Source organism: Pseudomonas sp. PDM10, from assembly GCF_014852295.1.
In the GTDB taxonomy this organism is placed as follows: Bacteria; Pseudomonadota; Gammaproteobacteria; order Pseudomonadales; family Pseudomonadaceae; genus Aquipseudomonas.
Genome location: NZ_JACVBJ010000004.1, coordinates 418,490 through 442,074, shown reverse-complemented (window position 1 = coordinate 442,074; position 23,585 = coordinate 418,490). Strand labels below are relative to the sequence as shown.

Annotated in this window: 22 protein-coding genes; 10 read left to right on the top strand and 12 right to left on the bottom strand. The window is 61.0% G+C overall.

Annotation, left to right across the window (positions count from 1 at the left end; all coding sequences use genetic code 11):
• Positions 1-24: 24 nt before the first annotated feature.
• From IB252_RS16455 to IB252_RS16435, 5 genes are all read right to left on the bottom strand, one after another.
• Positions 25-1,044, bottom strand: coding sequence for a branched-chain amino acid aminotransferase (locus IB252_RS16455; RefSeq protein ID WP_192409548.1), 1,020 nt, complete (start codon positions 1,042-1,044; stop codon positions 25-27).
• A gap of 234 nt (positions 1,045-1,278) precedes the next feature.
• Positions 1,279-2,661, bottom strand: a complete 1,383-nt coding sequence (lpdA, locus tag IB252_RS16450; protein ID WP_192409547.1) for a dihydrolipoyl dehydrogenase — start codon at positions 2,659-2,661, stop codon at positions 1,279-1,281.
• 3 nt (positions 2,662-2,664) lie between these two features.
• A complete protein-coding gene (locus IB252_RS16445) occupies positions 2,665-3,936 on the bottom strand; it encodes a dihydrolipoamide acetyltransferase family protein (protein WP_192409546.1) in 1,272 nt (423 codons plus the stop codon).
• Positions 3,937-4,995: an alpha-ketoacid dehydrogenase subunit beta gene (locus IB252_RS16440; protein WP_008149725.1), complete on the bottom strand. Its 1,059-nt coding sequence runs from the start codon at positions 4,993-4,995 to the stop codon at positions 3,937-3,939. It abuts the gene before it with no gap.
• A gap of 1 nt (position 4,996) precedes the next feature.
• Positions 4,997-6,232, bottom strand: a complete 1,236-nt coding sequence (locus IB252_RS16435) for a 3-methyl-2-oxobutanoate dehydrogenase (2-methylpropanoyl-transferring) subunit alpha (RefSeq protein ID WP_192409545.1) — start codon at positions 6,230-6,232, stop codon at positions 4,997-4,999.
• Between the two features lie 185 nt (positions 6,233-6,417).
• Between IB252_RS16435 and bkdR the strand changes: the two genes are divergently transcribed.
• Positions 6,418-6,906 carry a Bkd operon transcriptional regulator BkdR gene (bkdR, locus tag IB252_RS16430; RefSeq protein ID WP_008005367.1) on the top strand — a complete coding sequence of 163 codons (489 nt, stop codon included), beginning with the start codon at positions 6,418-6,420 and terminating at the stop codon, positions 6,904-6,906.
• Positions 6,907-7,116: 210 nt separating this feature from the next.
• On the opposite strand, the gene IB252_RS16425 is transcribed toward bkdR, so the two are convergent.
• A complete protein-coding gene (locus IB252_RS16425; protein ID WP_192409544.1) occupies positions 7,117-7,980 on the bottom strand; it encodes an MBL fold metallo-hydrolase in 864 nt (287 codons plus the stop codon).
• A 161-nt stretch (positions 7,981-8,141) separates the two neighbouring features.
• Between IB252_RS16425 and IB252_RS16420 the strand changes: the two genes are divergently transcribed.
• The 4 genes from IB252_RS16420 to nahK all read left to right on the top strand — a co-directional run bounded on the left by IB252_RS16420 (position 8,142) and on the right by nahK (position 14,339).
• A complete protein-coding gene (locus tag IB252_RS16420) occupies positions 8,142-8,948 on the top strand; it encodes a sulfite exporter TauE/SafE family protein (protein WP_192409543.1) in 807 nt (268 codons plus the stop codon).
• A 209-nt stretch (positions 8,949-9,157) separates the two neighbouring features.
• Positions 9,158-10,342 (top strand): porin, encoded by a 1,185-nt coding sequence (locus IB252_RS16415; protein ID WP_111452210.1) that lies wholly within the window; start codon positions 9,158-9,160, stop codon positions 10,340-10,342.
• A 270-nt stretch (positions 10,343-10,612) separates the two neighbouring features.
• Complete coding sequence (nosP, locus tag IB252_RS16410; RefSeq protein ID WP_192409542.1) at positions 10,613-11,776, top strand: nitric oxide-sensing protein NosP; 1,164 nt, start codon at positions 10,613-10,615, stop codon at positions 11,774-11,776.
• A complete protein-coding gene (gene nahK / locus IB252_RS16405) occupies positions 11,745-14,339 on the top strand; it encodes a hybrid sensor histidine kinase/response regulator NahK/ErcS' (protein ID WP_192409743.1) in 2,595 nt (864 codons plus the stop codon). Before nosP ends, nahK begins: the two co-directional genes overlap by 32 nt.
• 125 nt (positions 14,340-14,464) lie before the next feature.
• Here the strand turns inward: nahK and IB252_RS16400 are convergent, their stop codons facing one another.
• From IB252_RS16400 to IB252_RS16375, 6 genes are all read right to left on the bottom strand, one after another.
• Entirely contained in the window at positions 14,465-15,127 is a 663-nt protein-coding gene (locus IB252_RS16400; protein ID WP_074876021.1) for a response regulator transcription factor, read from the bottom strand.
• A gap of 56 nt (positions 15,128-15,183) precedes the next feature.
• Positions 15,184-15,741, bottom strand: a complete 558-nt coding sequence (locus IB252_RS16395) for a PQQ-dependent catabolism-associated CXXCW motif protein (protein ID WP_192409541.1) — start codon at positions 15,739-15,741, stop codon at positions 15,184-15,186.
• 298 nt (positions 15,742-16,039) lie between these two features.
• Entirely contained in the window at positions 16,040-16,831 is a 792-nt protein-coding gene (locus tag IB252_RS16390; protein ID WP_008149735.1) for an ABC transporter permease, read from the bottom strand.
• Positions 16,828-17,559: an ABC transporter ATP-binding protein gene (locus tag IB252_RS16385; RefSeq protein ID WP_192409540.1), complete on the bottom strand. Its 732-nt coding sequence runs from the start codon at positions 17,557-17,559 to the stop codon at positions 16,828-16,830. Before IB252_RS16385 ends, IB252_RS16390 begins: the two co-directional genes overlap by 4 nt.
• Complete coding sequence (locus IB252_RS16380) at positions 17,556-18,530, bottom strand: YVTN family beta-propeller repeat protein (RefSeq protein WP_192409539.1); 975 nt, start codon at positions 18,528-18,530, stop codon at positions 17,556-17,558. Before IB252_RS16380 ends, IB252_RS16385 begins: the two co-directional genes overlap by 4 nt.
• Before the next feature lie 30 nt (positions 18,531-18,560).
• A complete protein-coding gene (locus tag IB252_RS16375; protein WP_192409538.1) occupies positions 18,561-19,745 on the bottom strand; it encodes an ABC transporter substrate-binding protein in 1,185 nt (394 codons plus the stop codon).
• 158 nt (positions 19,746-19,903) lie between these two features.
• Here IB252_RS16375 and IB252_RS30375 point away from each other — a divergent pair, with 158 nt between their 5' ends.
• The 5 genes from IB252_RS30375 to IB252_RS16355 all read left to right on the top strand — a co-directional run bounded on the left by IB252_RS30375 (position 19,904) and on the right by IB252_RS16355 (position 23,429).
• Positions 19,904-20,026, top strand: a complete 123-nt coding sequence (locus IB252_RS30375) for a hypothetical protein (RefSeq protein WP_256365221.1) — start codon at positions 19,904-19,906, stop codon at positions 20,024-20,026.
• Between the two features lie 346 nt (positions 20,027-20,372).
• On the top strand, positions 20,373-20,834 hold the full coding sequence (gene pedF, locus IB252_RS16370; RefSeq protein ID WP_192409537.1) for a cytochrome c-550 PedF: 462 nt from the start codon (positions 20,373-20,375) through the stop codon (positions 20,832-20,834).
• Between the two features lie 3 nt (positions 20,835-20,837).
• Positions 20,838-21,716: a substrate-binding periplasmic protein gene (locus IB252_RS16365; protein ID WP_192409536.1), complete on the top strand. Its 879-nt coding sequence runs from the start codon at positions 20,838-20,840 to the stop codon at positions 21,714-21,716.
• Positions 21,713-22,474 carry a quinoprotein dehydrogenase-associated SoxYZ-like carrier gene (locus IB252_RS16360; RefSeq protein WP_192409535.1) on the top strand — a complete coding sequence of 254 codons (762 nt, stop codon included), beginning with the start codon at positions 21,713-21,715 and terminating at the stop codon, positions 22,472-22,474. Before IB252_RS16365 ends, IB252_RS16360 begins: the two co-directional genes overlap by 4 nt.
• A 16-nt stretch (positions 22,475-22,490) precedes the next feature.
• Positions 22,491-23,429: a quinoprotein relay system zinc metallohydrolase 1 gene (locus IB252_RS16355; RefSeq protein ID WP_192409534.1), complete on the top strand. Its 939-nt coding sequence runs from the start codon at positions 22,491-22,493 to the stop codon at positions 23,427-23,429.
• Positions 23,430-23,585: the final 156 nt, after the last annotated feature.

Here is a 23,585-nt window from a genome sequence, read left to right as displayed (position 1 = left end):
CGCTTGGGATCAAGCCCCGTCAAATCAAACCTTGACGATCCAGCCCGCTGGCGCTTCGATGTCGCCGGTCTGTACACCGGTCAGCTCTTTGTAGAGCTTCTGGGTAACCGGGCCGACTTCGGTTTCGCTGTGGAACACGTGCAGTTTGTCTTTGTAGCTGATGCCGCCGATCGGGGTGATCACCGCGGCAGTACCGCAAGCACCGGCTTCCTTGAAGTCGGACAGCTTGTCGATGAACACGTCGCCTTCGACCACTTCCAGGCCCAGACGCGTTTTGGCCAGCTCGATCAACGACAGACGGGTGATGCCCGGCAGGACGGACGGCGAGTTCGGGGTGACGAACTTGTTGTCGTGGGTGATCCCGAAGAAGTTGGCCGAGCCGACTTCTTCGATTTTCGTGTGGGTCATCGGGTCCAGGTAAATGCAGTCGGCGAAGTGGGCTTTCTTGGCCTGGGAACCTGGCATCAGGCTGGCCGCGTAGTTACCACCGACCTTGGCTGCACCGGTGCCTTGTGGGGCGGCGCGGTCGTAGCTGGAGATCAGGAAGTTGTGCGGGGTCAGGCCGCCCTTGAAGTAGGCACCGACCGGGATCGCGAAGATCGAGAAGATGAACTCGGGCGCGGTACGCACGCCGATGTTGTCGCCCACGCCGATCACGAACGGACGCAGGTACAGCGCGCCGCCGGTACCGTAAGGCGGGATGAAACGCTCGTTGGCGCGGACCACTTCCTTGCAGGCTTCGACGAACTGCTCGGTGGACACCTGTGGCATCAGCAGGCGCGCGCAGCTGCGTTGCATGCGGGCGGCGTTCTGGTCCGGGCGGAACAGGTTGATCGAACCGTCCTTGCAACGATAGGCCTTCAGCCCTTCGAAGCACTGCTGGCCATAGTGAAGGGCAGTGGAACCTTCGCTGATGTGCAGCACATTGTCTTCGGTCAGGGTGCCTTTGTCCCACTCGCCATTACGCCAGTGCGACAGATAGCGCTTGTCTGTCTTGATGTAGTCAAAACCCAACTTGTCCCAATTGATGCTTTCGTTACCCATGACACCCTCTATCGCTTAACAACCGCCGAAACGGTTCAAGGCTTCTGACGTTTTTCTGGATGGGGACAACAATACTTCATTCCGGGCCTGTTTCGCAGCCCGCAATTCGTTCCTATGATCGTTCCCACGCTCTGCGTGGGAATGCAGCCCGGGACGCTCCGCGTCCCTAAAGCGGACGCGGAGCGTCCGTTGAGGCATTCCCACGCGGAGCGTGGGAACGATCAGGTGAGGCGGTTACAGGTGCAGCGCGTGACCAAGAGCTCGCAACGCCGCTTCCTGTACCGCTTCGCCGAGCGTTGGATGCGCGTGGATGGTGCCGGCAATGTCTTCCAGCCGGGCGCCCATTTCCAGGCTTTGACCGAACGCCGTCGACAATTCCGACACGCCCACACCGACCGCCTGCCAGCCAACAATCACATGATTGTCACGTCGCGCTACGACCCGTACGAAACCGCTTTTCGATTCCAGCGTCATCGCCCGACCATTGGCCGCAAACGGGAAGCTGGAAACGATGCAGTCCAGACCCGCCGCCTTGACGTCGTCCGGGGTCTTGCCGACCACCACCAGTTCCGGGTCGGTAAAGCACACGGCGGCGATGGCGGTCGGGTTGAACTCGCGGGATTTACCGCTGATCAGTTCGGCCACCATCTCACCCTGAGCCATGGCCCGGTGCGCGAGCATCGGTTCGCCGCTCACGTCGCCAATGGCATACACGTTGCGCATGCTGGTCTGGCAGCGGTTGTCGATTTTGATCGCCGAGCCGTTCATGTCCAGGTTCAAACCTTCGAGGTTCCAGCCCTGGGTGTTCGGTTTGCGGCCGACGGCCACCAGTACCTGATCGGTTTCCAGGTTCAAGGTGTCGCCATTCGGGTCAAGAACTTGAAGTGTATTGCTAACAGAATCAAAGCCTTGGACGCTGTGCTTCAAGTAAAGCTTCATGCCTAATTTTTTCAGCTCGTCATGTACGGGCTGCGTCAGTTCGGCGTCGTAGGCCGGCAGGATGCGATCCTGAGCCTCGACCACGCTGACCTCGGCACCGAGCTTGCGATAGGCAATCCCCAGCTCCAGACCGATGTAACCGCCCCCGACCACGATCAGCCGTTTCGGCACGGATGTCGGCGCCAGGGCTTCGGTGGAGGAGATGATCGGGCCGCCAATCGGCAGCATCGGCAGGTTCACGCTTTTCGAGCCGGTGGCCAGCACCAGGTGCTCGCACTGAATGCGCGTGTCGCCGACTTCTACGGTTTTACCATCAATGACTTTCGCAAAACCTTGAATAACCTGGATTTTGTTCTTTTTTAGCAACGCCGAAACGCCGGTGGTCAAGCGATCAACGATGCCGTCCTTCCACTCGACACTCTTGCTGATATCGAGGGTCGGCGCCGACACGTTGATGCCCAACGCCGAATGTTGGCTGTGATGCTGGGTCTGGTGAAACTGTTCGGCGACATGGATCAACGCCTTGGACGGAATGCAGCCGATGTTCAGGCACGTGCCGCCCAGTGATTCGCCTTCCACCAGAATGGTCGAGATGCCCAGCTGGCCGGCACGAATCGCCGTCACATAACCGCCAGGGCCGCCGCCGATGATCAGCAGCGTGGTGCTCAAATTCTGCATGTCTTACTCCACAAACAAGGTGGCGGGTTGTTCGAGCAAGCCACGGATGGCCTGGATGAATTGCGCCGCGTCCATGCCATCGACCACGCGGTGATCGAAGGAGCTGGAGAGGTTCATCATCTTGCGAATCACGATCTGGCCTTTGACGACCATCGGGCGTTCGACGATTTTGTTGACGCCCACGATCGCCACTTCCGGCAGGTTCAGCACCGGGGTGCTGACGATACCGCCCAAGGCGCCGAGGCTGGTCAGGGTGATGGTCGAACCGGACAACTCATCGCGGCTGGCCTTGCCATTGCGGGCAGCGGTAGCGAGGCGAGAAATTTCCTGGGCGCTGTCCCACAAGCTGCGGGTTTCGGCGTGACGGACCACCGGCACCATCAAACCGATCTCGGCTTGGGTGGCGATGCCCACGTGCACGGCGCCGAGGCGGGTGATGACCTGGGCTTCGTCGTCGTAACGGGCGTTGATCTGCGGGAAGTCGCGCAGGGCAACAACCAGGGCGCGGACCAGGAACGGCAGCAAGGTCAGCTTGCCGCGGGTCGCGCCGTGTTTTTCGTTCAGATGAGCGCGCAGTTCTTCCACGGCGGTGACGTCGATTTCTTCGACGTAACTGAAGTGAGCGGCGCGCTGAGTGGCGTCCTGCATGCGCTGGGCGATCTTGCGGCGCATGCCGATGACCGGGATTTGCTCTTCGTCATTGCGCTGGGCGTAAGCAGCGGCAGCGGTGGATTGCGGCTGCTGACCCTGGGCCAGATAAGACTCGAGGTCTTCGTGCAACACCCGGCCGGCGGGGCCGGTGCCACGCACCAGACGCAACTGGATGCCGAGGTCCAGCGCATGTTTGCGCACGGCCGGGGAGGCCAGCGGACGTTCATCAGCTTCGCGAGCGACCATTGGGCCTTGGCATACGGCCGCTCGCGGCGCTGCAGCGGCGACCGGTTTGCTTTCAACAGTAGCGGCAACTTTCGGCGCCGCCACCGGAGCTTCTTTAACAGGTGCAGGCTGAGCCGACTCTTTAACGTTGCCCGCGCCTTCGACTTCAATGCTGATCAGGATGCTGCCAACCGCCATGACTTCGCCAGGCTGTCCGCCCAGCGCAATCACCTTGCCGTTCACCGGCGACGGGATGTCGACCATTGCCTTGTCGGTCATGACATCGGCCAGTACCTGATCTTCGACGACCATGTCGCCGACTTTGACGTGCCACTGAGACAGTTCAACTTCTGCAATGCCTTCACCAATGTCCGGCATTTTAATAACGTGCGTGCCCATTCAGACCTCCATAACCCGATGCAAAGCCGCGCCCACTCGGGACGGACCAGGGAAATACGCCCACTCTTGTGCGTGCGGGTAGGGAGTGTCCCAACCGGTGACGCGCTCGATAGGCGCTTCCAGGTAGTGGAAGCAGTGTTCTTGCACCAAGGCGACCAGTTCGGCGCCGAAACCGCAGGTGCGGGTCGCTTCGTGAACGATCACGCAACGGCCGGTTTTCTTCACCGACTTGACGATGGTCTCTAGGTCGAGCGGCCACAAGCTGCGCAGGTCGATGACTTCAGCGTCGATGCCGGTTTCTTCAGCCGCCACTTGCGACACATAAACCGTGGTGCCGTACGTCAGGATGGTCACGTCCTTGCCCGGACGGGTGATTGCGGCGACGTCCAGCGGCACGGTGTAGTAACCGTCCGGCACTTGTGCGGCCGGGTGTTTCGACCACGGGGTCACCGGGCGTTCGTGGTGACCGTCGAACGGGCCGTTGTACAGGCGTTTTGGCTCAAGGAAGATCACCGGGTCATCGTTTTCGATGGAGGCGATCAACAAACCTTTGGCGTCGTAAGGGTTGGACGGCATGACCGTGCGCAAACCGCAGACCTGGGTGAACATCGCTTCAATACTTTGGCTGTGAGTCTGGCCGCCGTAGATGCCGCCGCCGCAAGGCATGCGCAGGGTCATCGGCGCGGTGAACTCGCCGGCCGAGCGATAACGCAGGCGGGCGGCTTCGGAAATGATCTGGTCCGACGCCGGGTAAACGTAATCGGCGAACTGAATCTCGGCCACTGGCCGCAGACCGTAGGCGCCCATACCGACGGCGACGCCGACGATGCCGCTTTCGGAGATCGGCGCATCGAACACCCGGGAGGTGCCGTACTTGTTCTGCAGGCCTTCGGTGCAACGGAACACGCCGCCGAAGTAGCCCACGTCCTGACCGAACACCACGACATTGTCGTCACGCTCAAGCATCACATCCATGGCCGAGCGCAGGGCCTGGATCATGGTCATGGTGGTCGTGGTCATGGCGGTTTCCAACTCGATTTTGTTGTTGTGATCGTTCATGTCAGATCCCCAACTCTTGACGCTGGCGCTTCAAGTGCTCCGGCATCTCTTTGTAGACGTCTTCGAACATGGTTGCGGCGCTCGGAATCTGGCCGCCGGCGAGGGTGCCGTACTGCTCGGCTTCTTTCTGCGCGGCGATCACTTCGGCTTCCAGTTCGGCGCTGACGGCGACGTGTTCCTCTTCGGACCAGTGACCGATTTTCACTAGGTGCTGCTTCAGACGCGCAATCGGGTCGCCCAACGGGAAGTAGCTCCAGTCGTCAGCAGGACGGTATTTGGACGGATCATCAGAAGTCGAGTGCGGACCGGCGCGGTAGGTAACCCATTCGATCATGGTCGGGCCGAGGTTGCGGCGGGCGCGTTCGGCGGCCCAGGCAGAGGCGGCGTAGACCGCGACGAAATCGTTGCCATCGACCCGCAGGGAGGCAATGCCGCAACCGACGCCACGGCCGGCAAACGTAGTGGCTTCACCGCCGGCAATCGCCTGGAACGTGGAGATTGCCCACTGGTTGTTGACCACGTTGAGGATCACTGGCGCACGGTAAACGTGGGCGAAGGTGAGGGCGGTGTGGAAGTCGGATTCAGCGGTGGCGCCGTCGCCGATCCAGGCCGAGGCGATTTTGGTGTCGCCCTTGATCGCCGAGGCCATGCCCCAGCCTACTGCCTGGACGAACTGGGTGGCGAGGTTGCCGGAAATGGTGAAGAAGCCATAGTCTTTGACCGAATACATGATCGGCAGCTGACGTCCCTTGAGCGGATCACGCTCGTTGGACAGCAGTTGGCAGATCAGGTCCACCAGCGGCACTTCGCGCGCCATCAGGATGCTTTGCTGGCGGTACGTCGGGAAGCACATGTCATCGACGTTCAACGCCAGGGCCTGGCCGCTGCCGATGGCTTCTTCGCCAAGGCTCTGCATGTAGAACGACATTTTTTTCTGACGCTGGGCGACCACCATGCGGTTGTCATAAATCCGCGTCTTGAGCATGGCGCGCATGCCTTTGCGCAGGATCTCGGACGGCACGCCTTCAGCCCATGGACCGAGGGCATTGCCCTCGTCATCGAGCACGCGAATCAGGCCCTTGGCCAGATCAGCGGTGTCGGCCGGTTCAACGTCGATTGGGGGTTTGCGCACCGTACCGGCGTCGGTCAGACGCAGGTAGGAGAAGTCGGTTTTGCAGCCAGGACGGCCCGATGGTTCGGGAACGTGCAGATGCAGCGGTTCGTACGCTTGGTTCATGGCTTCTACGCTCGATCTTGTGAATTTTTTGTAGTGAGCTGACCGTCATTCTTCGGTGAAAGAATTCTTGTCCTACAACAATCATAGGCCGGGCCAAGAAGAATATTTCTCTCTGTTTCGTTGCGCTGGCGATCATTTGAGGATAAAAAATCTGCATAAACATAAAAAACAGGTGGTTTTGTCTCATGCGCAAACTGGACCGTACCGATATCGGCATTTTGAACAGCCTTCAGGAGAACGCGCGCATCACCAACGCCGACCTCGCACGCTCGGTCAACCTGTCGCCAACCCCGTGCTTCAACCGGGTCAAGGCGATGGAAGAATTGGGCTTGATTCGCGAGCAAGTGACGCTGCTGGATGCCGATTTGCTGGGGCTGCATGTGAATGTGTTCATTCATGTGAGCCTGGAAAAACAGGTGGAGGAGGCGTTGCAGCATTTCGAGGAGGCGATCTCGGATCGCCCGGAAGTCATGGAGTGCTATTTGATGGCCGGCGACCCGGACTATTTGATTCGGGTGCTGGTGCCGACCATTCAGTCGCTGGAGCGTTTCATGATGGACTTCCTCACCAAAGTCCCCGGCGTCGCCAACATCCGTTCGAGCTTTGCGCTCAAGCAAGTGCGCTATAAAACCGCGCTGCCGTTGCCGGCCAACGGATTGACCCTCAACAACTAAACGCAAATCCCCTGTCGCAGCTGTCGTTGTGGCGAGGGGATTTAGCGAAACGTCGCACCGCCCCGTTCGGCTGCGAAGCAGTCGTGAATTCAGACAACGCGGTGCATCAAATAGACCGTGCGCTCAGTTTTTACGACTGCTTCGCAGCCGAACGGGGATAAATCCCCTCGCCACAACGACAGCTGCTACGGAGCGGGGGAACGATCGAACTCAGAGTTTATTCAGGGGGATCTTCAAGTAAGTAACGCCATTGCCCTCGGCCGGCGGCAAATTCCCCGCCCGCACATTCACCTGGATCGCCGGCAGCAACAGCGTCGGCATGCCCAACCCCGCATCGCGCCGGGTGCGCATGGCGACGAACGCGGTTTCGTCGATGCCGTCATGAATGTGAATGTTGCTCTTGCGCTGTTCGCCCACCGTACTCATGCACTGCGGTTTACGACCCTCGGGCGGGTAGTCGTGGCAGACATACAGTCGAACGCCGGCAGGGAACGCCAGCAGCTTGTGAATCGAGGCAAACATCTGGTTGGCATTGCCGCCGGGAAAGTCGCAGCGTGCGGTGCCCACGTCCGGCATGAACAGCGTATCGCCCACCAGAATCACATCGCTGTCGATCAGATAAGCCATGTCGGCTGGCGTGTGGCCGGGCACATGCAGGGCCGTGGCCTTGAGATTGCCGATCCGGAACGATTCATCCGGCGCGAACAGGTGATCGAACTGCGAACCATCGATACAGAACTCCGGTTCAAGATTGAACAGGGTCTTGAACACCCCTTGAACCTTGCTGATCGACTGACCAATCGCAATCTTTCCGCCCAGTTCCCGCCGCAGATAAGGCGCAGCGGACAGGTGATCGGCATGGGCGTGGGTTTCCAGCAGCCATTGCACCTGCAGCTGATGTTGGCGAACGAAGGCGATGATCTTGTCGGCCTGGGTGGTGGCGGTTCGCCCGGCGGCGGGGTCGTAGTCGAGCACCGGGTCGACGATGGCGCAGTGCCCGCCATCGTGCTCGTAGATGACGTAGCTGTAGGTCGACGAGGCAGGGTCTAAAAAAGCTTCAATCAAGGCGGGCATGGTGGCCGTTTTCTTTTAGGACAAGCCATGAGGGTAGTTTCATTTTCCCTGCGCTGACCAGCCCGCATCAATTCAATTAATGAAAAAAACTGCGCGGGCTCTATCCTGTCAGTCATCGATACCGGGCGTTCCCGGCTTTTTTCGCAGATCACGAGTGTTTTATGTTGCTGGCGAGTTTTTTTGGCGTGGTGATGGGGTTGGTACTCGGTTTGACCGGGGCCGGTGGCGGCATTCTTGCGGTGCCGGCGCTGGTATTGGGGTTGGGCTGGACCATGACGCAAGCCGCGCCGGTCGCATTGTTCGCGGTGGGCAGTGCGGCGGCTGTCGGCGCCATTGACGGGTTGCGCCATGGCCTGGTGCGCTACCGCGCCGCGCTGCTGATCGCCCTGCTGGGGGCGATTTTTTCGCCGATCGGCATCTACTTCGCCCATCAGTTGCCGGAAAAAATCCTGATGATCCTGTTCAGCCTGCTGATGGTCATGGTGGCCTGGCGGATGCTGCGTCGTGAGCGCCAGGACGAAGGTCCAAGCGACCACGGCCACGCCAACTGGGGCCAGAAGAACTGCATGCTCGATCAGCAGACCGGGCGCTTTTCCTGGACCGCCAAGTGCACCGCGACCCTCGCGGCATTGGGCGCGGTGACCGGTGTGGTCTCCGGGCTGCTCGGGGTCGGTGGCGGCTTCCTGATCGTCCCGGCGTTCAAGCAGCTGACTGACGTGCAGATGCGTGGAATCGTCGCCACTTCGTTGATGGTCATCAGCCTGATTTCCGCCATCGGCGTGATCGGCGCGTTTCAGGCCGGGGTGCGAATCGACGGTTTGGGCGTGGCGTTTATCGTCTCGAGCATCGTCGGCATGATCATTGGCCGCAGACTTTGCGCGCGAGTACCGGCCCGGGGTTTGCAGATCGGCTTCGCCAGCATCTGTGTCGTGGTCGCCGCTTACATGCTGTTTAGAGCGGCCGTCTAGCCAGTACCGGTTCCTGTGGACGCCAGTCCGTTCCACAGGCGTACGCCTTAAGTTCCGGGCCTCGTCGACGGACGGTCTTACACCGAACTTGTCGCGCATCACCGGCCACTCCAAAGCATTTCAAAACCGCCTCCAAGGCAGCGTATGACGCCGCCGGTCAGCTTTCGATAATCGCCTCCGACATCCAGTCCCCCGCTGCGGAGCGCGTCATGCACAACAATAAGAACATCAAGCATCGTTTCTTGCCTGCCTTCATCGCCAGCCTGTCGACCCTCGGTTTGAGCTCGATGGCCCAAGCCGAGATCGTGCTGTACGACAAGGACCAGACCACGTTTTCTACCGACGGCTACATCAACGCCTTCTATGTGAACAGCAAAGTGGACCGTGCCGGCGACCAGTTCGACCGGCGACAGGCGCGGGTGAAGATGGGGTTTCTGCCCAACTATCTGGGCTTCAACATGAGCAAGCAGGTCGACGACCTCAAGCTCGGCGCCCGGTCCTCCTTCTGGGTGACCATCAACGACAGCGAAACCAACGGCACCGACACCGCCATCGATGTGCGGCAGTTCTACGGCACGGTGGCCAACCCGGAGTGGGGCGAAGTGCTGATCGGCAAGGACTTTGGCCTGTTCGCCCGTTCCAACATTCTGCTGGATGAAATGCTCGCCGGTTACGGCCAGGTCAGCGATACCCTGGGGCTGGTGGACGGTGGCGGGGTGTCGTTCGGCAACATCGGCACGGGTTATCCGTACCCGTTCCCGACGTCACAGATCACCTACCGCACGCCGGTGATGGAGGGTTTGCGGGTGGCCGTGGGGATCATGGACCCGGTGGACACCAACGACAGCAGTCCGACAGGCAAGGCTTACCAGGAGAACCCGCGGACCGAGAGCGAGATCACCTATCAGTTCGACCTCGCCGGGGCGAAGATTTACAGCTGGGTCAACGGCAGCTACCAGACGTCGGACAACACCGATTCCACCGTCCAGTCCGTCACCTCCAAAGGCGTCGGCTATGGCGTGCAGGCGAAAATGGGCGGCTTGTCCCTCACCGGCTCCGGCTTCCAGGCCAAGGGCATCAACCCGTTCTTCACCAACAACGCCGGCGAGCCGGTTCTGCGCAACGTCGACAGTGACGGTTACCTGCTGCAGGGTTCCTACAAACTGGGCAAGAACCGCTTGGCCTTGTCTTACGGCAAGACCAACGATGACGGCAATGGCGTGGTCGGCAGCGGCGCGGACTACGAAACGCGCGGCATTGCGCTGTTCCATGACGTCAACGACAACCTCAAGCTGGTGGCCGAGTACAACCAGTTCGCAATCAACGGCCACGACACCAATGCCCAGGACGAAGACACCGACACCTTTGCGGTGGGGGCGGTGCTGACCTGGTAACCCTGTAGCGACGCCGCTTACCTGTGGTGAGGGGACTTGTCCCCGTTGGGTCGCGAAGCGGCCCCGATGTTGGTCGCGCATCGACCGATGGGGACTGCTGCGCAGTCCAACGGGGACAAGTCCCCTCGCCACAAAGCGTCAGCCATCAGGCAGTCAATCCGCCGACTCTCATCCCATCGAAGCGGCTACCCGCTACCCAAGTAGCATACGTCGCAGCTCACAGGCTTCGTACACTCGAACCTCATACATGCGCACCTGCGGGAGGCGAAGATGCAGCAGGTCCAGAGTGAAGGTGTGGTCAGTGCAATGTCCCAGGCCACCGATGCCCAGCAAGTGGCGCAGGAGCTGGCGCGACAACTGTTGCATCCGCACCTGGGTTTCGTGCTGTTCTTCTGTTCCGCCGAGTACGACTTGCAGGCGCTGGGCCAGGCCTTGCAACAAAGCTTCGGCGGCATTCGCCTGGTGGGTTGCACCAGCGCCGGGGAAATCACGCCCTTGGGCTACGGCCGCAACTGCGTGACCGCGGTCGGCTTCGACCACCGGCACTTCTCCATCGACGCCGAACTGATCTGCGAGATGGAGCGCTTCAGCCTGATCGACGCCCAGCAAATGGTCGAGCGCCTGGTCAGTGGCTGTCGCAGCAACACCCTGGCGCCGATCAAGGGCAACAGCTTTGCGCTGACCTTGCTCGATGGCTTGTCCAGCCGTGAAGAAATGGTCCTCGCGGCCCTGAGTGCCGCGTTGGGCGATATCCCGCATTTCGGCGGTTCGGCCGGCGACGATAATTACCTGACCCACACTCACGTCTATTTCAATGGCGAGTTCCACAGCGGCGCGGCCGTGGTGGTGTTGGTCAATACCTGGCTCGACTTTGAAGTTTTCACCACCCACCACATCCTGCCCCGAGCAGAAAAACTGGTGGTCACCGGGGCCGACAGCGCCTCGCGTCGGGTTTTTGAACTGAATGCCGAGCCGGCCGCCGAGGAGTACGCCCGGCACATCGGTGTGCCGGTGGCGGAGCTCGATCACCGGATCTTCGCTGCGCACCCCTTGGCCGTACGGATCAACGATCAATATTACGTGCGGGCGATCCAGCAGGTTCACCCGGACCTGAGCCTGAGTTTCTACTGTGCGGTGGAAAACGGCATCGTCCTCACCGTCATGACGCCCGGCCCGATGCTGCCGAATCTGCAAACCCTGTTCGAAGGCTTGCAGGAGCGCCTCGGCGATCTGTTGCTGACCATCGGCTGCGACTGCTTTCTCAGGCGTCTGGAACTGGAAGACAGCGGCCGTCTGGAGCAGATCGGAACGTTTTTGCGTGACCAACGGGTGATGGGTTTCAACACCTACGGAGAACAGTTCAATGGCATGCACATCAACCAGACCTTCACCGGGGTTGCCATTGCCCGAGGCCGGTCCCCTGGACACCGTTGAGCTTCAGGCCCAGATCGCCAGCCTGCAGCGCGACAACCACAAACTGCAGCGCATCAATGGCGCGCTGATCGAGCGGATCGAGTCCGGCATCACCCGCGGCAATGACCCGTACGCGGCGTTCCAGCATTCGGTGGTGCTGGCCGAGCAGGTGCGTGAACGCACCGACGCCTTGAACCAGGCCATGGCTGAACTCAAGTCAGGCAATCACTTGCTCAGCGAGGCACGCCTGCGGGCGGAAACCGCGCATCAGCATTTGATCGATGCCATCGAGAGCATTTCCGATGCGTTTGTGCTGTTCGACGCGGACCAGCGAATCGTCTTGTTCAACAGCCGTTTCAAGGCGTTCTGGGGAAATAGCCGGGTGCGGATCAACGCCGGCATGCGCCTGGGCGAGGTCAAGCGACTGATGTCCGCCACCGGGCTGTTCACTGAAGAGCCGCGCGGGCATGCCGACGAAAACCTGCTCTATCGCCTGCAGGACGGTCGCTGGTTGCAAGTCAGCGAACGCCCGACCCAGGAAGGCGGGCGGGTGATCCTGTTCACCGACATTACTGACGTCAAACTCAGCGAAACCGTGCGCCGCGAGCAGGCGGTGGCGCAGAAATCCCATTTGTTGCAACGGGCGGTCGACAACCTGTCCCAAGGCGTGGCCATGGTCAACGCCGAGGGCATTCTGGAGTTGTGGAACCGGCGTTTCCTCGAACTCAGCGGCCTGGCCCCGGTGGCGGCCCATCGTCCGTTTGCCGAAGTGATCGGCGACAGCGAGTTGAACCTGCTGACCCCGGCCAGTCGGGATCTGAACGGGCGCCACGTGCAGGAATGCGAGCAGCGCCTCTACGATGGCCGGGTGCTGGAAATCCGCACCCATCCGTTGCCCACTGGCGGTTTCGTCAACACCTTCACCGACATCACCGAACGCTACCAACACGCCGAAGCGCTGAGCGAAAGCGAGCGCTGGATTCGCCTGATTACCGACCATGTGCCGGCGCTGATTGCCTACCTCAATGCCGATCTGGTCTACGAGTTCACCAACAAGGTGTATGAAGAATGGTACTGCTGGCCTCGGGGCGTGATGCTTGGGCAGAGCCTGCGCGAAGTCCACAGCGAACAGCATTACCAGCGCCTGGAAGCCTACGTGGCCCGGGCCTTGGCCGGTGAGAGCGTGACGTTCGAGGTCGCTGAAACCAACATCAACAATCAGGAGCGCTACATGCTGCGCTCCTACGTGCCCAATCGCCTGGCCACCGGGGAAGTGGTGGGGATTTTCGTGTTGATCCGCGACATCACCGAACGCCGCCGCACCGCCGAAGCGCTGCACCAGGCCTATCAGAATCTTGAGTTGCGGGTGCGCGAACGCACGGCGGAACTGACCACGCTCAATGACCAGTTGCTGCGCGAGATCGACGAGCGTCGGCGGGCGGAATCTCGCCTGCGTGAAGCCAAGCTCGAGGCCGAACAGGCCAACCTGTCGAAGACCAAGTTTCTCGCTGCCGTCAGTCATGACCTGCTGCAACCGCTCAATGCTGCGCGGCTGTTTACCAGCGCGTTGCTCGAACGGCGGGAGCCGGTGGCCAATGCCATTTTGGTGCGCAATGTCAGCAATTCCCTGGAAGACGTGGAGAACCTGCTGGGTACGCTGGTCGACATTTCCAAGCTGGATGCCGGGGTGATCAAGGCCGACATTGCGCCGTTTGCCCTGAGCGAATTGCTGGAAAACCTTGCGGCCGAGTACACCCAGGTGGCTCGCAGTGAAGGCCTGGAGCTGCATTTCATCCCCTGTTCGGCATTGGTGCGCAGCGACATTCAGTTGCTGGCGCGGATTCTTCGAAATCTGTTGAGCAACGCCATTCGCTACACCTACAGCGGTCGTGTGGTGCTCGGTTGCCGGCGTCAACACCAGCGCCTGTCGATCGAGGTCTGGGACAGCGGCATGGGCATTGACGAAAACCGCCTCGAGGAGATTTTTCAGGAATTCAAACGCGGCGACGTGCAGCGTCCCGATCAGGATCGCGGTTTGGGCCTGGGTCTGGCGATCGTGGAAAAGATTGCCGGGATTCTCGGTCATCGCATTCATGTGCGTTCATGGCCGGGCAAAGGCTCGATGTTCTCGGTTGAAGTGCCGCTCAGCGCCACGGCCCCCAAGGCGTTGCCGAGCCTGTTGATGAGTGAGCCGATGCTCGAGCGTCTGCGTGGGGCGCGGGTGTGGGTGCTGGACAATGACGCAGCCATTTGCGCCGGCATGCGCACGTTGCTCGAAGGGTGGGGGTGTCTGGTGGTCACGGCACTGTCCGAGGAGGACCTGGCGCGGCAAGTGGACAACTATCACGAAGAGGCGGACTTGCTGATCGCCGACTATCACCTCAATGACGATCAGAACGGCGTCGATGCCGTGGCCCGGATCAACGCCCGTCGCGGCTCGGCGATTCCGGCGATGATGATCACCGCCAACTACAGCAACGAACTCAAACAACAGATCCGCGAACTGGGCCACACCCTGATGCACAAACCGGTGCGGCCGATGAAGCTCAAGACCGCGATGAGTCATTTGCTCGGCAGGCCTTGAGATGATCGTTCCCACGCTCCGCGTGGGAATGCAGCCCGGGACGCTCTGCGTCCCTTCCAGAGCCGAACGCAGAGCGTCCGTTGAGGCATTCCCACGCGGAGCGTGGGAACGATTATCATCAGCCTTCAGCGGCGTAAGTAAGATCCGAAATCAATATCCCCGGCACTCAAGATCGCCTGCACACGGTTGTGCACATTGAGTTTGCGCAGGATCGCCGAGACGTGGGCCTTGACGGTGGTTTCGGCGATTTCCAGGGTGTAGGCGATCTGTTTGTTCGACTCGCCCTTGGTCATGCGTTCGAGCACCAGCAACTGCTTGCGGGTCAAGGCCTGGAGCAGTTCCGGCGGAAAGCTCGGGGCATCGTTCATGCGCCTTGTACCGCTTTTTTGCGTGCGGATGATGTCCGGCGGCAAGTAGACATTGCCGTTGAGGATTTGCTGGATGGCTTCGGTCATCTGCACCCGTGGCGAGGATTTTGTGATGAAACCCACCGCGCCATAAGTGATGGCTTGCAGCACGACTTGTTTGTCCTGTTCGGCCGAGACGATCACCACCGGAATGGTCGGCGCCTCGTTGCGCAGGTTGATCAGGCCATTGAGGCCGTGCATGCCGGGCATGTTCAGGTCGAGCAGGATCAGGTCCAGGTCATCATGTTCCTGCGTCAGCACCAGGGCGCTGTCCAGGTCGGCGGTTTCCATCACCTCGCTGCCCGGAAAACCATCGCTGATGACGTTATGAATGGCTTCGCGAAACAGCGGGTGATCGTCGGCAATCAGAATTTTGTACATAGCCTTTCACCTCATTATTGTGATTAGGGTGTGGCAACAACTCGCACGCGTAAAGGTCAGGGGAAGGGCTCTGGCTGGGCGGGCGTTACGGGCAGGTTGGCGGCCTGCCAGGCGTCCAGGCCGTCGCGATACCAATACAGAGTCTTATAGCCCATGGCGGCGGCGCGCTTCACGGCGTTCCAGCTCAGCCAGCAATCGGAGCGGCAGTAGAAGACCAGCGGTTGCGCGAGATCACCTGCGGTCAATGTATTCAGCTTACGCGCAAAATAGTCCTGCCAGTCGGGTGTCAGGTCACCGTCGCCGGTATTGGCCAGCCAATGGCTGCCGGGGAGGTTTTCGTGGGGCTGGTCCTCGATGAAGCGTCCTTGCAGCCATTGCCGGCGGTAGACGTCGATCAGTACCGGACGCGGTGTCTGGGTCAGCAGGGTTTGCAGGGCGGCGGTATCGATGATGCCGGCGCCCTGTACTTGATTCGGGGTCGGGCTGCGGTACAGGCCGATGCGATAGCCGTCGGCGGAAAACAGCGGTGTGTCGGCCTGCGCGACGCCCAGCAACAGGCTCAGCGATAGCGCAGCGAGAGAAGGGCGCAGCAGACGACGTCGGGCACGCGGCATGGGGTTCAATCCTTATAGTTATGAACCCATTACATGCCAGTCTCGGTGCGATTGGAATGCGACGATAGACAGGAAAACCAGTACTAAAGTAGTAATTTTCACCCAATTGAACAGAGATCTCCTGTGGGAGCGAGCCTGTGTGGCGAGGGGATTTATCCCCGTTCGGCTGCGAAGCAGTCGCAATCCCGGTGAATACGGTTTTTCTGAAACACCGTAATCACAGGTTCAGGGCCGCTTCGCGACCCAACGGGGATAAATCCCCTCGCCACAGCCCGCTCCCACAGGGGGATTTGTGGTGTTAGTTGGTTTTTCGCAGGGCGGCGTGTTGCGGGTTGAAGGTGAGTACGGCGAGCAGCGCGAATACCAGCGTCAGCCCCACACACACCGCCAGCGCCAACGGATTGAACCGTTCATACAAGGCAAACCGCACCAGTTCCACCGCATGGGTGAACGGGTTCAACGCGCACAACCAGTACAACCACTCGCTGGACTCGCGCATCTTCCACAGCGGATACAGCGCCGAGGACAGGAAAAACAGCGGGAAGATCACGAAATTCATCACCCCGGCAAAGTTCTCCAGCTGACGGATCGCGTTGGACAGCAACAAACCCAGCGCGCTGAGCATCAACGCCACCAGCAGCAACGCCGGCAAGGCGATCAACAGCCCCATGGCCGGTGGCTGCACGCCGTACACCCAGGCAATCGCCAGAAAGGCGTACACCTGCAACAGCGAGATCAGCGAGGTGGCCAACAGTTTGCTGCACAGCAGGAAGGTCCGGGGCAGGGGGCTGGTCAGCAGCACGCGCATGCTGCCCATTTCCCGGTCGTAGACCATCGACAGCGAACCTTGCATGCCGTTGAACAGCAGGATCATGCAGGCCAGCCCAGGGATGATGTAGACCTCGTAGGGAATGTAGGTGTCGTAGGGCTCGATGATCGCGATCCCGAGTGCCGCGCGAAAACCGGCGGCAAACACCAGCAGCCACAGCAGCGGCCGCACCAGCGCACTGAGAAACCGCGTGCGCTGCAAGACAAAACGCAGCCATTCGCGCAGCACGATGCCGCTGAAACATTGCCAGTAGGCATTCATTGGACGGCTCCTGAAGTGGTCAGTCGAGCGAAGGCCGAACCGAGGTCGCCGCCGTGTTCCAGACTCAGCGCGTCGGCCTGTCCGCTGGCCACCAACCGGCCCTGATGGAGAATCAGCAAGTCATCGCTGGGCTGCACTTCATCCAGCAAATGGGTGGTCCAGAGCACACTGATGTTCTGCTCGCGGCACAGGCTGCGGATGTGTTGATTGAGCGCCAGCCGACTGGCCGGGTCGAGGCCGACGCTAGCCTCGTCGAGCAGCAGCAGGCGTGGCTCATGCAGCAAGGCGCGGGCGATCTCCACACGGCGACGATGGCCGCCGTTGAGTTCGCGAACCCGCTCGCGACGGCGTTCGGTCAAGGCCTGACGGGCCAGTTCGGCGTCGACCCGAAGGCCGGTCTGACGCCGCGACATCCCATGCAGCGCGGCGTGATAACGCAGGTTTTGCTCGACGCTGAGGTCCAGGTCCAGCGTGCTTTGCTGAAACACCACACCCAGTTGCTTGAGTGCCGGACGCGCTGCGTTGCGCAACGAACAGCCACCGACGCGGATGTCACCGCGCTGCAAATCGTAGAGCCGGGTGAGCAGGGCGATCAGTGTCGATTTGCCCGCGCCATTCGGCCCCAGCAATGCAGCGAAACGGCCAGGTGCCAGGCTGAAACTCACCTGACGCAACGCCTCTTTTGCACCATAAGCGAAACTCAGTTCGCTGACTTCGAGTGCGTTCATGGGGTCACCACCACGCCCCACGGATAACGCCCGACCTTGATCGACTTGGTCACCTTGAGGCTGTCGACATCGATTACCGACACGTCGCCGCTGACACCGTTGGTAGCGAGCAATTGCTTTTGATCCGGGGTAAACGACATCTGCCAGACACGCCGGCCGACCAGCAGGTAATCAAGGATTTCGAAAGTCTTGGCGTCGATCACCGCCACATGATTGGCCGGGCCGAGGGCGACGAAACCGTACTTGCCGTCAGCGCTGAGTTTGATCCCCACCGGCTGGACTTTGTCCGGGTGTACGCCCTTGATCTGGAAGGTCAAAGTCTTGAGGACCTTGCGGGTGTCGACGTCGAGAATCGTCACGGTGCCGCCGATTTCCGCCGAAGCCCAGAGCTTCGAGCCATCGGGTGTGAACTCGACGAAGCGCGGCCGCTGATCCACCAGGGTGCTGTCGGCCAGGGTCTGGGTGCTGGTGTCGATCCAGTGCAGCATGTTGGTGGTTTCGCTGGTGTTCACCGCCCACTTGCCGTCGGGGCTGACGGCCATGCCTTCGGGTTCGACGCCGACGTTGATCTGGCTCAGCACCTTGGAGGTTTCGGTGTCGATCACCGTCACCAGCGCATCGTCTTCGTTGGAAACGTACAGCCAGCGATTATTCGGGTGCAGGGCGAATTGTTCAGGATCTTTGCCCGAGGGCAGTTCCTTGATGATCTTGCGCGTGGCCACGTCCATCACCTGGACCCGGTCCGAGTCGCTGGCGCAGATGTACAGCAGCTTGTTGTCGTGGGACAGCAGCAGACCGCGCGGGCGCTGGCCGACGGGCAGGGTGTCGGTGACTTGCAGGGTCTGAAGGTCGATCAGGCTCAGGCTGTCGTCCTTTTCGTTGGAGACCCAAGCGGTGCTGGCCGCGGCGTGTCCGGCGGCAAGCAGCAGGGCCCAGAAAAGCAGGGAGCGGCAGAGCAGGGTGCGGCGCATGGCAGATTCCTTGTTGTTTTAATTATCGGGTCAGGGAAAACGGCAGGTGACTTCGGCCTTGTCGTAGCCGAGGCTGTCCATTTCGTTGAAGGGATGCAGGAAGCCATCTTGCGGCGACGTGCTGACCAGCGCCCGGGGCTGCACGATGGGAACGGGTTGGCGCAACTGGCCGTTCCACGGCCGATAACTGAGCTTGCGACCCTTGAAACCGTCCAGCGGCAATTGATCGCTGATCTCAAGCGTACGGATTGCCACCGGATCGACCTGACGCAGTTTGCTCACGGCACTGGCGATGCTGCGCACGGCGATCCAGGCCGCGAAATCGCGGTCATTCATCCAGCGCCCGGTCAGGGCTTCGAAGCGTTTCTGCAACTGGGCGGCGCCGTAGGTTTCCACGGTTTTGTGCCAGCCCACCGGGGTCAGCCCCTGAGTGCCGGCGACCGGCCGTGGGTACCAGGTCTGGTAGGGCACGTATTCGCCGAAATCGCCCCGTTCATCCGCCACCAGCACCACGTCGTACTCGGCGGTCTGGGTGAACAGCGGCATGTCGGCCTGGGCGCTGCGGCGCTGATCGTTGTCGAAACTCCAGGCTTTTTCCGCGACCAGTTTCAGGCCAAAGCGTTTGGCGGCGCGGCGCAGGGCGGCCGCATAGGCTTGATCGTCCGGCGTCGGGCCGACGATCAGCAGCGCCCGTTGCCATTTGCGCAGCACCAGAAATTGCGCCAGCGCATCGGCGAGCATCGCCCGGCTCGGCAGGCTGTGCAGCACGTTCGGCAGGCAGTCGGTGGTGCGCAGGCTGTCGTCGGGGCTGCCGGCGTTGAACAGCAAGCTGTCGGGCAGCACAGCGGCGAGCCGGCGCAGGCTGGCGGCCGGTGCGTTGACGACAAACAGGCGCAGACCTTGTTCATGTTGAGCCTTGGCCGCTTCGACCAGGGCATCCGGATTGTCGACGTTGGCGCTGACCAGGGTGTAGCTCTGGTTGAGGAAACGCCCGGTGCTGTTGCTGTCAGTGATTGCCAGTTCGGCGCCACGCAACCCGGCATCGACCGGCTCGGGAATCACGTTCGACAGCAACGGGCCCGGATCAGGGCGATAGCCCAGGTAGCCGATCTGCACCTGCAACGGCGTGTCCGCAGCCTGGCTCTGGGTCGCCAACCCGGCGGCGCAGGCAATCGCCAACAGATAGATCAGGGCGTAAGGGGCAAGCTGGCGCATAAGGCACTCCATTACAGGTAGCGCCAGCATAGGAACGCTGTGAGGCAGAAGGAAATATGCAGAAAGTACCAGTGAGCCAGTACCAAGGTAGTAACTCGCCCGGGGTGGCGCGGTTTTAGCATGGGCAATAACGGCCATCACACGGGAGGCGATTGATCATGCGTATTCTCAAAGCGCTGCTCTTGCCGTTGCTACTGATCCTGACCCTGATCGGCGTCGACAAGCTCCACGGCCCGCGTCCCGCGCCATTGCTGGTCTTGCCCGCGCCTGCGGGTCGATGATCGTTCCCACGCTCTGCGTGGGAATGCAGCCCGGGACGCTCTGCGTCCCTTCCAGAGCCGAACGCGGAGCGTCCGTTGAGGCATTCCCACCAGAGCGTGGGAACGATCAGTGGTGGGGCACCAGGCACACTTGTCCCAAGTCGTCGGGTAACCGCTGCAACCCTCCATGTTCGCATCCTGAACAATCGCTTGTTGCCGGGAATACTTTCCGTACGGCCACAAGCCCTACTACCAAGGAACTAGACCGCGACCACCAAAGCAGCATGGGGCTTGTGCGAAGCCCTTCCTAAGATGGGTGCCATAGCCTCTTCAAAGAGGTTTTGCGTGCAATCAAGAGGGCATAACAATGACAACAAAACGCAACGCCTTACTCGTTGCCGGTCTGCTGGCCGGCTTTATCAGCGCAGGTTCGGTCTGGGCCCACGGCAACGTGGTCCCGCAAGCAGTGGAAACCCCGGGCCTGACTCCAATCAAGGACGCCGGCGTACCCGTCGACGCTGATGGTTGGGCATCGGTGAACCCTTACCGCACCTCGCCGGAACATGACAAAGCCCTGGAAATCGGCTCCTCGGCTTACAACCAGAACTGTGCGGCCTGTCATGGCCTGGAAGCCAAGTCCGGTGGCATCGCCCCTGATTTGCGCATGCTCGATGTCGCTGATGCCGGTGATGAGTGGTTCGTCGAACGCGTGCGCCATGGCGCCGTGCGTGACGGCCGGGTCTACATGCCGAAGATGGCCGACTACCTGAGCCAGGAAGCCTTGTGGGCGGTACGCACTTATCTGGACAGCGTTCACGTCGAGGAGTAATCCATGCGCCTGCTCGCTGTGTTGATCAGTGCTGTGTTGCTGTACTGCCAGGCAGTGCAGGCGCAGGTCCGTACCTATGACGAAATGATCGCCGCCAGGGAGCTCAAAGTGGCGGTCTACAAGGACTTCGCCCCCTACAGTTTTGAAGACGCCGGCCAGGCCCGGGGCGTTGATGTCGAACTCGCCGAGGCATTGGCCAAGGCACTCGGCGTGCACCTGACGTTGATTTGGGCGCCGGCCGGCGAGAAGCTCGATGACGACCTGCGCGATTACATCTGGCGCGCCAGTCAATTGCACGACCTGCAACTGGCTGACCTGATGATGCGCGTGCCGTACGACCGCGATTACGCGCAGAAGCGCAATGAACTGGGTGAGCTGGAAAACGGCCATGTGGTGATGTTCGGGCCGTACCAGAACGAACAATGGCAGGTTGCCTATGACCGCCGCCGGCTGGACAAAGTCGGTAGCGTCGCGGTGTTCGAGCACCACCCGATCGGCGTCGAAGTCGACAGCGTGCCGTCGTTCTACCTGACCTCGGTGTTCAACGGCATGCTTGCCGGCAAAACCCACCACTATCCTGGCGTGCCCCAGGCTTTCGCGGCCATGAAAGCCGGTGAAGTCGACGCCGTCATGGCCATGCGCGGCGAGATCGACTGGCAGGTTCATGAAGCCAACGACCCGCAAGTGGCGCTGGCGGAGAACGCCTACCCGAACATGGGCAAGCAGCTTTGGGAGATCGGCATGGCGGTGCACGAAAGCAACCGTCAACTGGCCTATGCCGTGGAAGAGGCGCTGGAAACCTTGATTCGCGAAGGCGCAGTCAAAACCATTTATGGCCATTACGGCCTGCGCTATGACGTGCCCGAGATGTATCATCAGTGAACTGGCGAGCGGGTTGTCTGTTGGCCTGTTGGTTACCCATCGCCGCGCACGCGGTGGACATCGACCCGGGCAAAGACCCGGTGCCGTCGGTGATGTGGGCCTTCTATCACAAGCAAATGCTCGGCGATGCGCCGTTCGTGTTCGACGAGCGGGTCAAGCTGCTGGCACCACCGTTCGCCGAAGACGCCCGGCAAGTGCCGCTGGAAATCGATGCGCGATCGTTCAAGGGCGAAGTGGTGAAAATCCTCGCCTGGGCCGAACTCAACCCTTTGCCGAAAATCGTCGATTTCCAACCGCTGGACCGCGTGCTGCCGTGGCTGTCGATCCGCATCCGTATCGAACAGGCAACGCCATTGCGCGCGGCAGTGCTGACCCGTGATGGGTTGTGGCATGTCGGCTCGACCCTGATCGATGCGGCGGGCGGTGGTTGCACGGCGCCGAGTGTGGTGCGCACTCAACCGGGCTGGGAAGACCACATCGGCGAAGTGCTGGGCGGTCGTTATCCCCGTGGTGAATTCAGCCGTGTGCGCTTGCAGGTGGCGCATCCGATGGACAACGGCATGGTCAGCGGCATCCCGGAGTTCTTCATCAACCATGCCGAACTGCGGGATCAGAACGATCAGCTGCTGGCCCGTCTGGAGTTGTTTCCCGCCGTCAGTGAAAACCCCAACCTGGCCTTCGATATCGAAGGGGCAGGGCAGACGCGCCTGATGCTGCGCGACAACAGCGGCAATCAATTCGATGCGGCCATACCCTGACCCAAAGGAGCGCGTGATGCGCTGGATGCTGCTGTTGTTCATGAGCCTGAGTCTGCCGGTTCTGGCCGATCTCGACTACTCACTCAAGCCCCGGCAGATCGCCGAAGACACCTGGCTGCTGGAAGGCAGCACCGATAATTTCGCCAAGGCCAACGGCGGCAACATCGTCAACACCGCGTTCATCGTCACCGAGCAGGGTGTGGTGGTGATCGATACCGGGCCGTCGAAACGCTACGGCGAAGCGATGCGCAGAGCCATTGCCGCGATCACCGACAAACCAGTGATCGAGGTGCTGCTGACCCATCATCATCCTGATCATGTACTCGGCAACCAGGCCTTCACTGACGTGCCGATCGGCGCGTTGGCCGGCACCACCGAACTGTTGCATCAGCAGGGCGATGCCATGGCCGAAAACATGTATCGCCTGGTGGGCGACTGGATGCGCGGCACCGAAGTGGTGTTGCCGACCCGGACGCTGACGCCCGGCGTGCGAAGTTTTGGGAATCACGATCTGCGTCTGTTGGGCCTGGGTGGGCACACGGGCGCGGATCTGGCTATTCTCGACCAGAAAACCGGCGTGCTGTTTGCCGGGGACCTGGTGTTTTACCAACGGGCGCTGACCACGCCCAACAGTCCGGGGCTGTCGGTTTGGCTGGCGGACATCGCCACCCTTCAAGGCTTGCCGTGGACGCTGATCGTGCCCGGCCATGGACCGGTGGCCAGCGATCAACAGCCGTTCGAGCAAATGCGCGACTACCTGAGCTGGCTCGACCGGCTCATGCGCGATGGCGCCGCCAATGGCAGTGATATGGCCGAGATGATCCGCAGCCCCATTCCCGAACGGTTTGCCGGGATCAGCCTGAGTCGTTACGAGCTGATCCGCAGCGTCAGCCACCTGTATCCGCGCTACGAGCGCGGGCAGATGACCCGAGTCGATTCCGCCGCGAACAAATGATCGACACTGCCCCCCTGTGGGAGCGAGCCTGCTCGCGATGGCGGTGTATCAGCCGACATCAATGCTGAATGTGAGGGCCTCATCGCGAGCAGGCTCGCTCCCACAGGGGACTGGTGTCGATCAACATATCCGGTGTTCGTATAATCCGACCCGGTA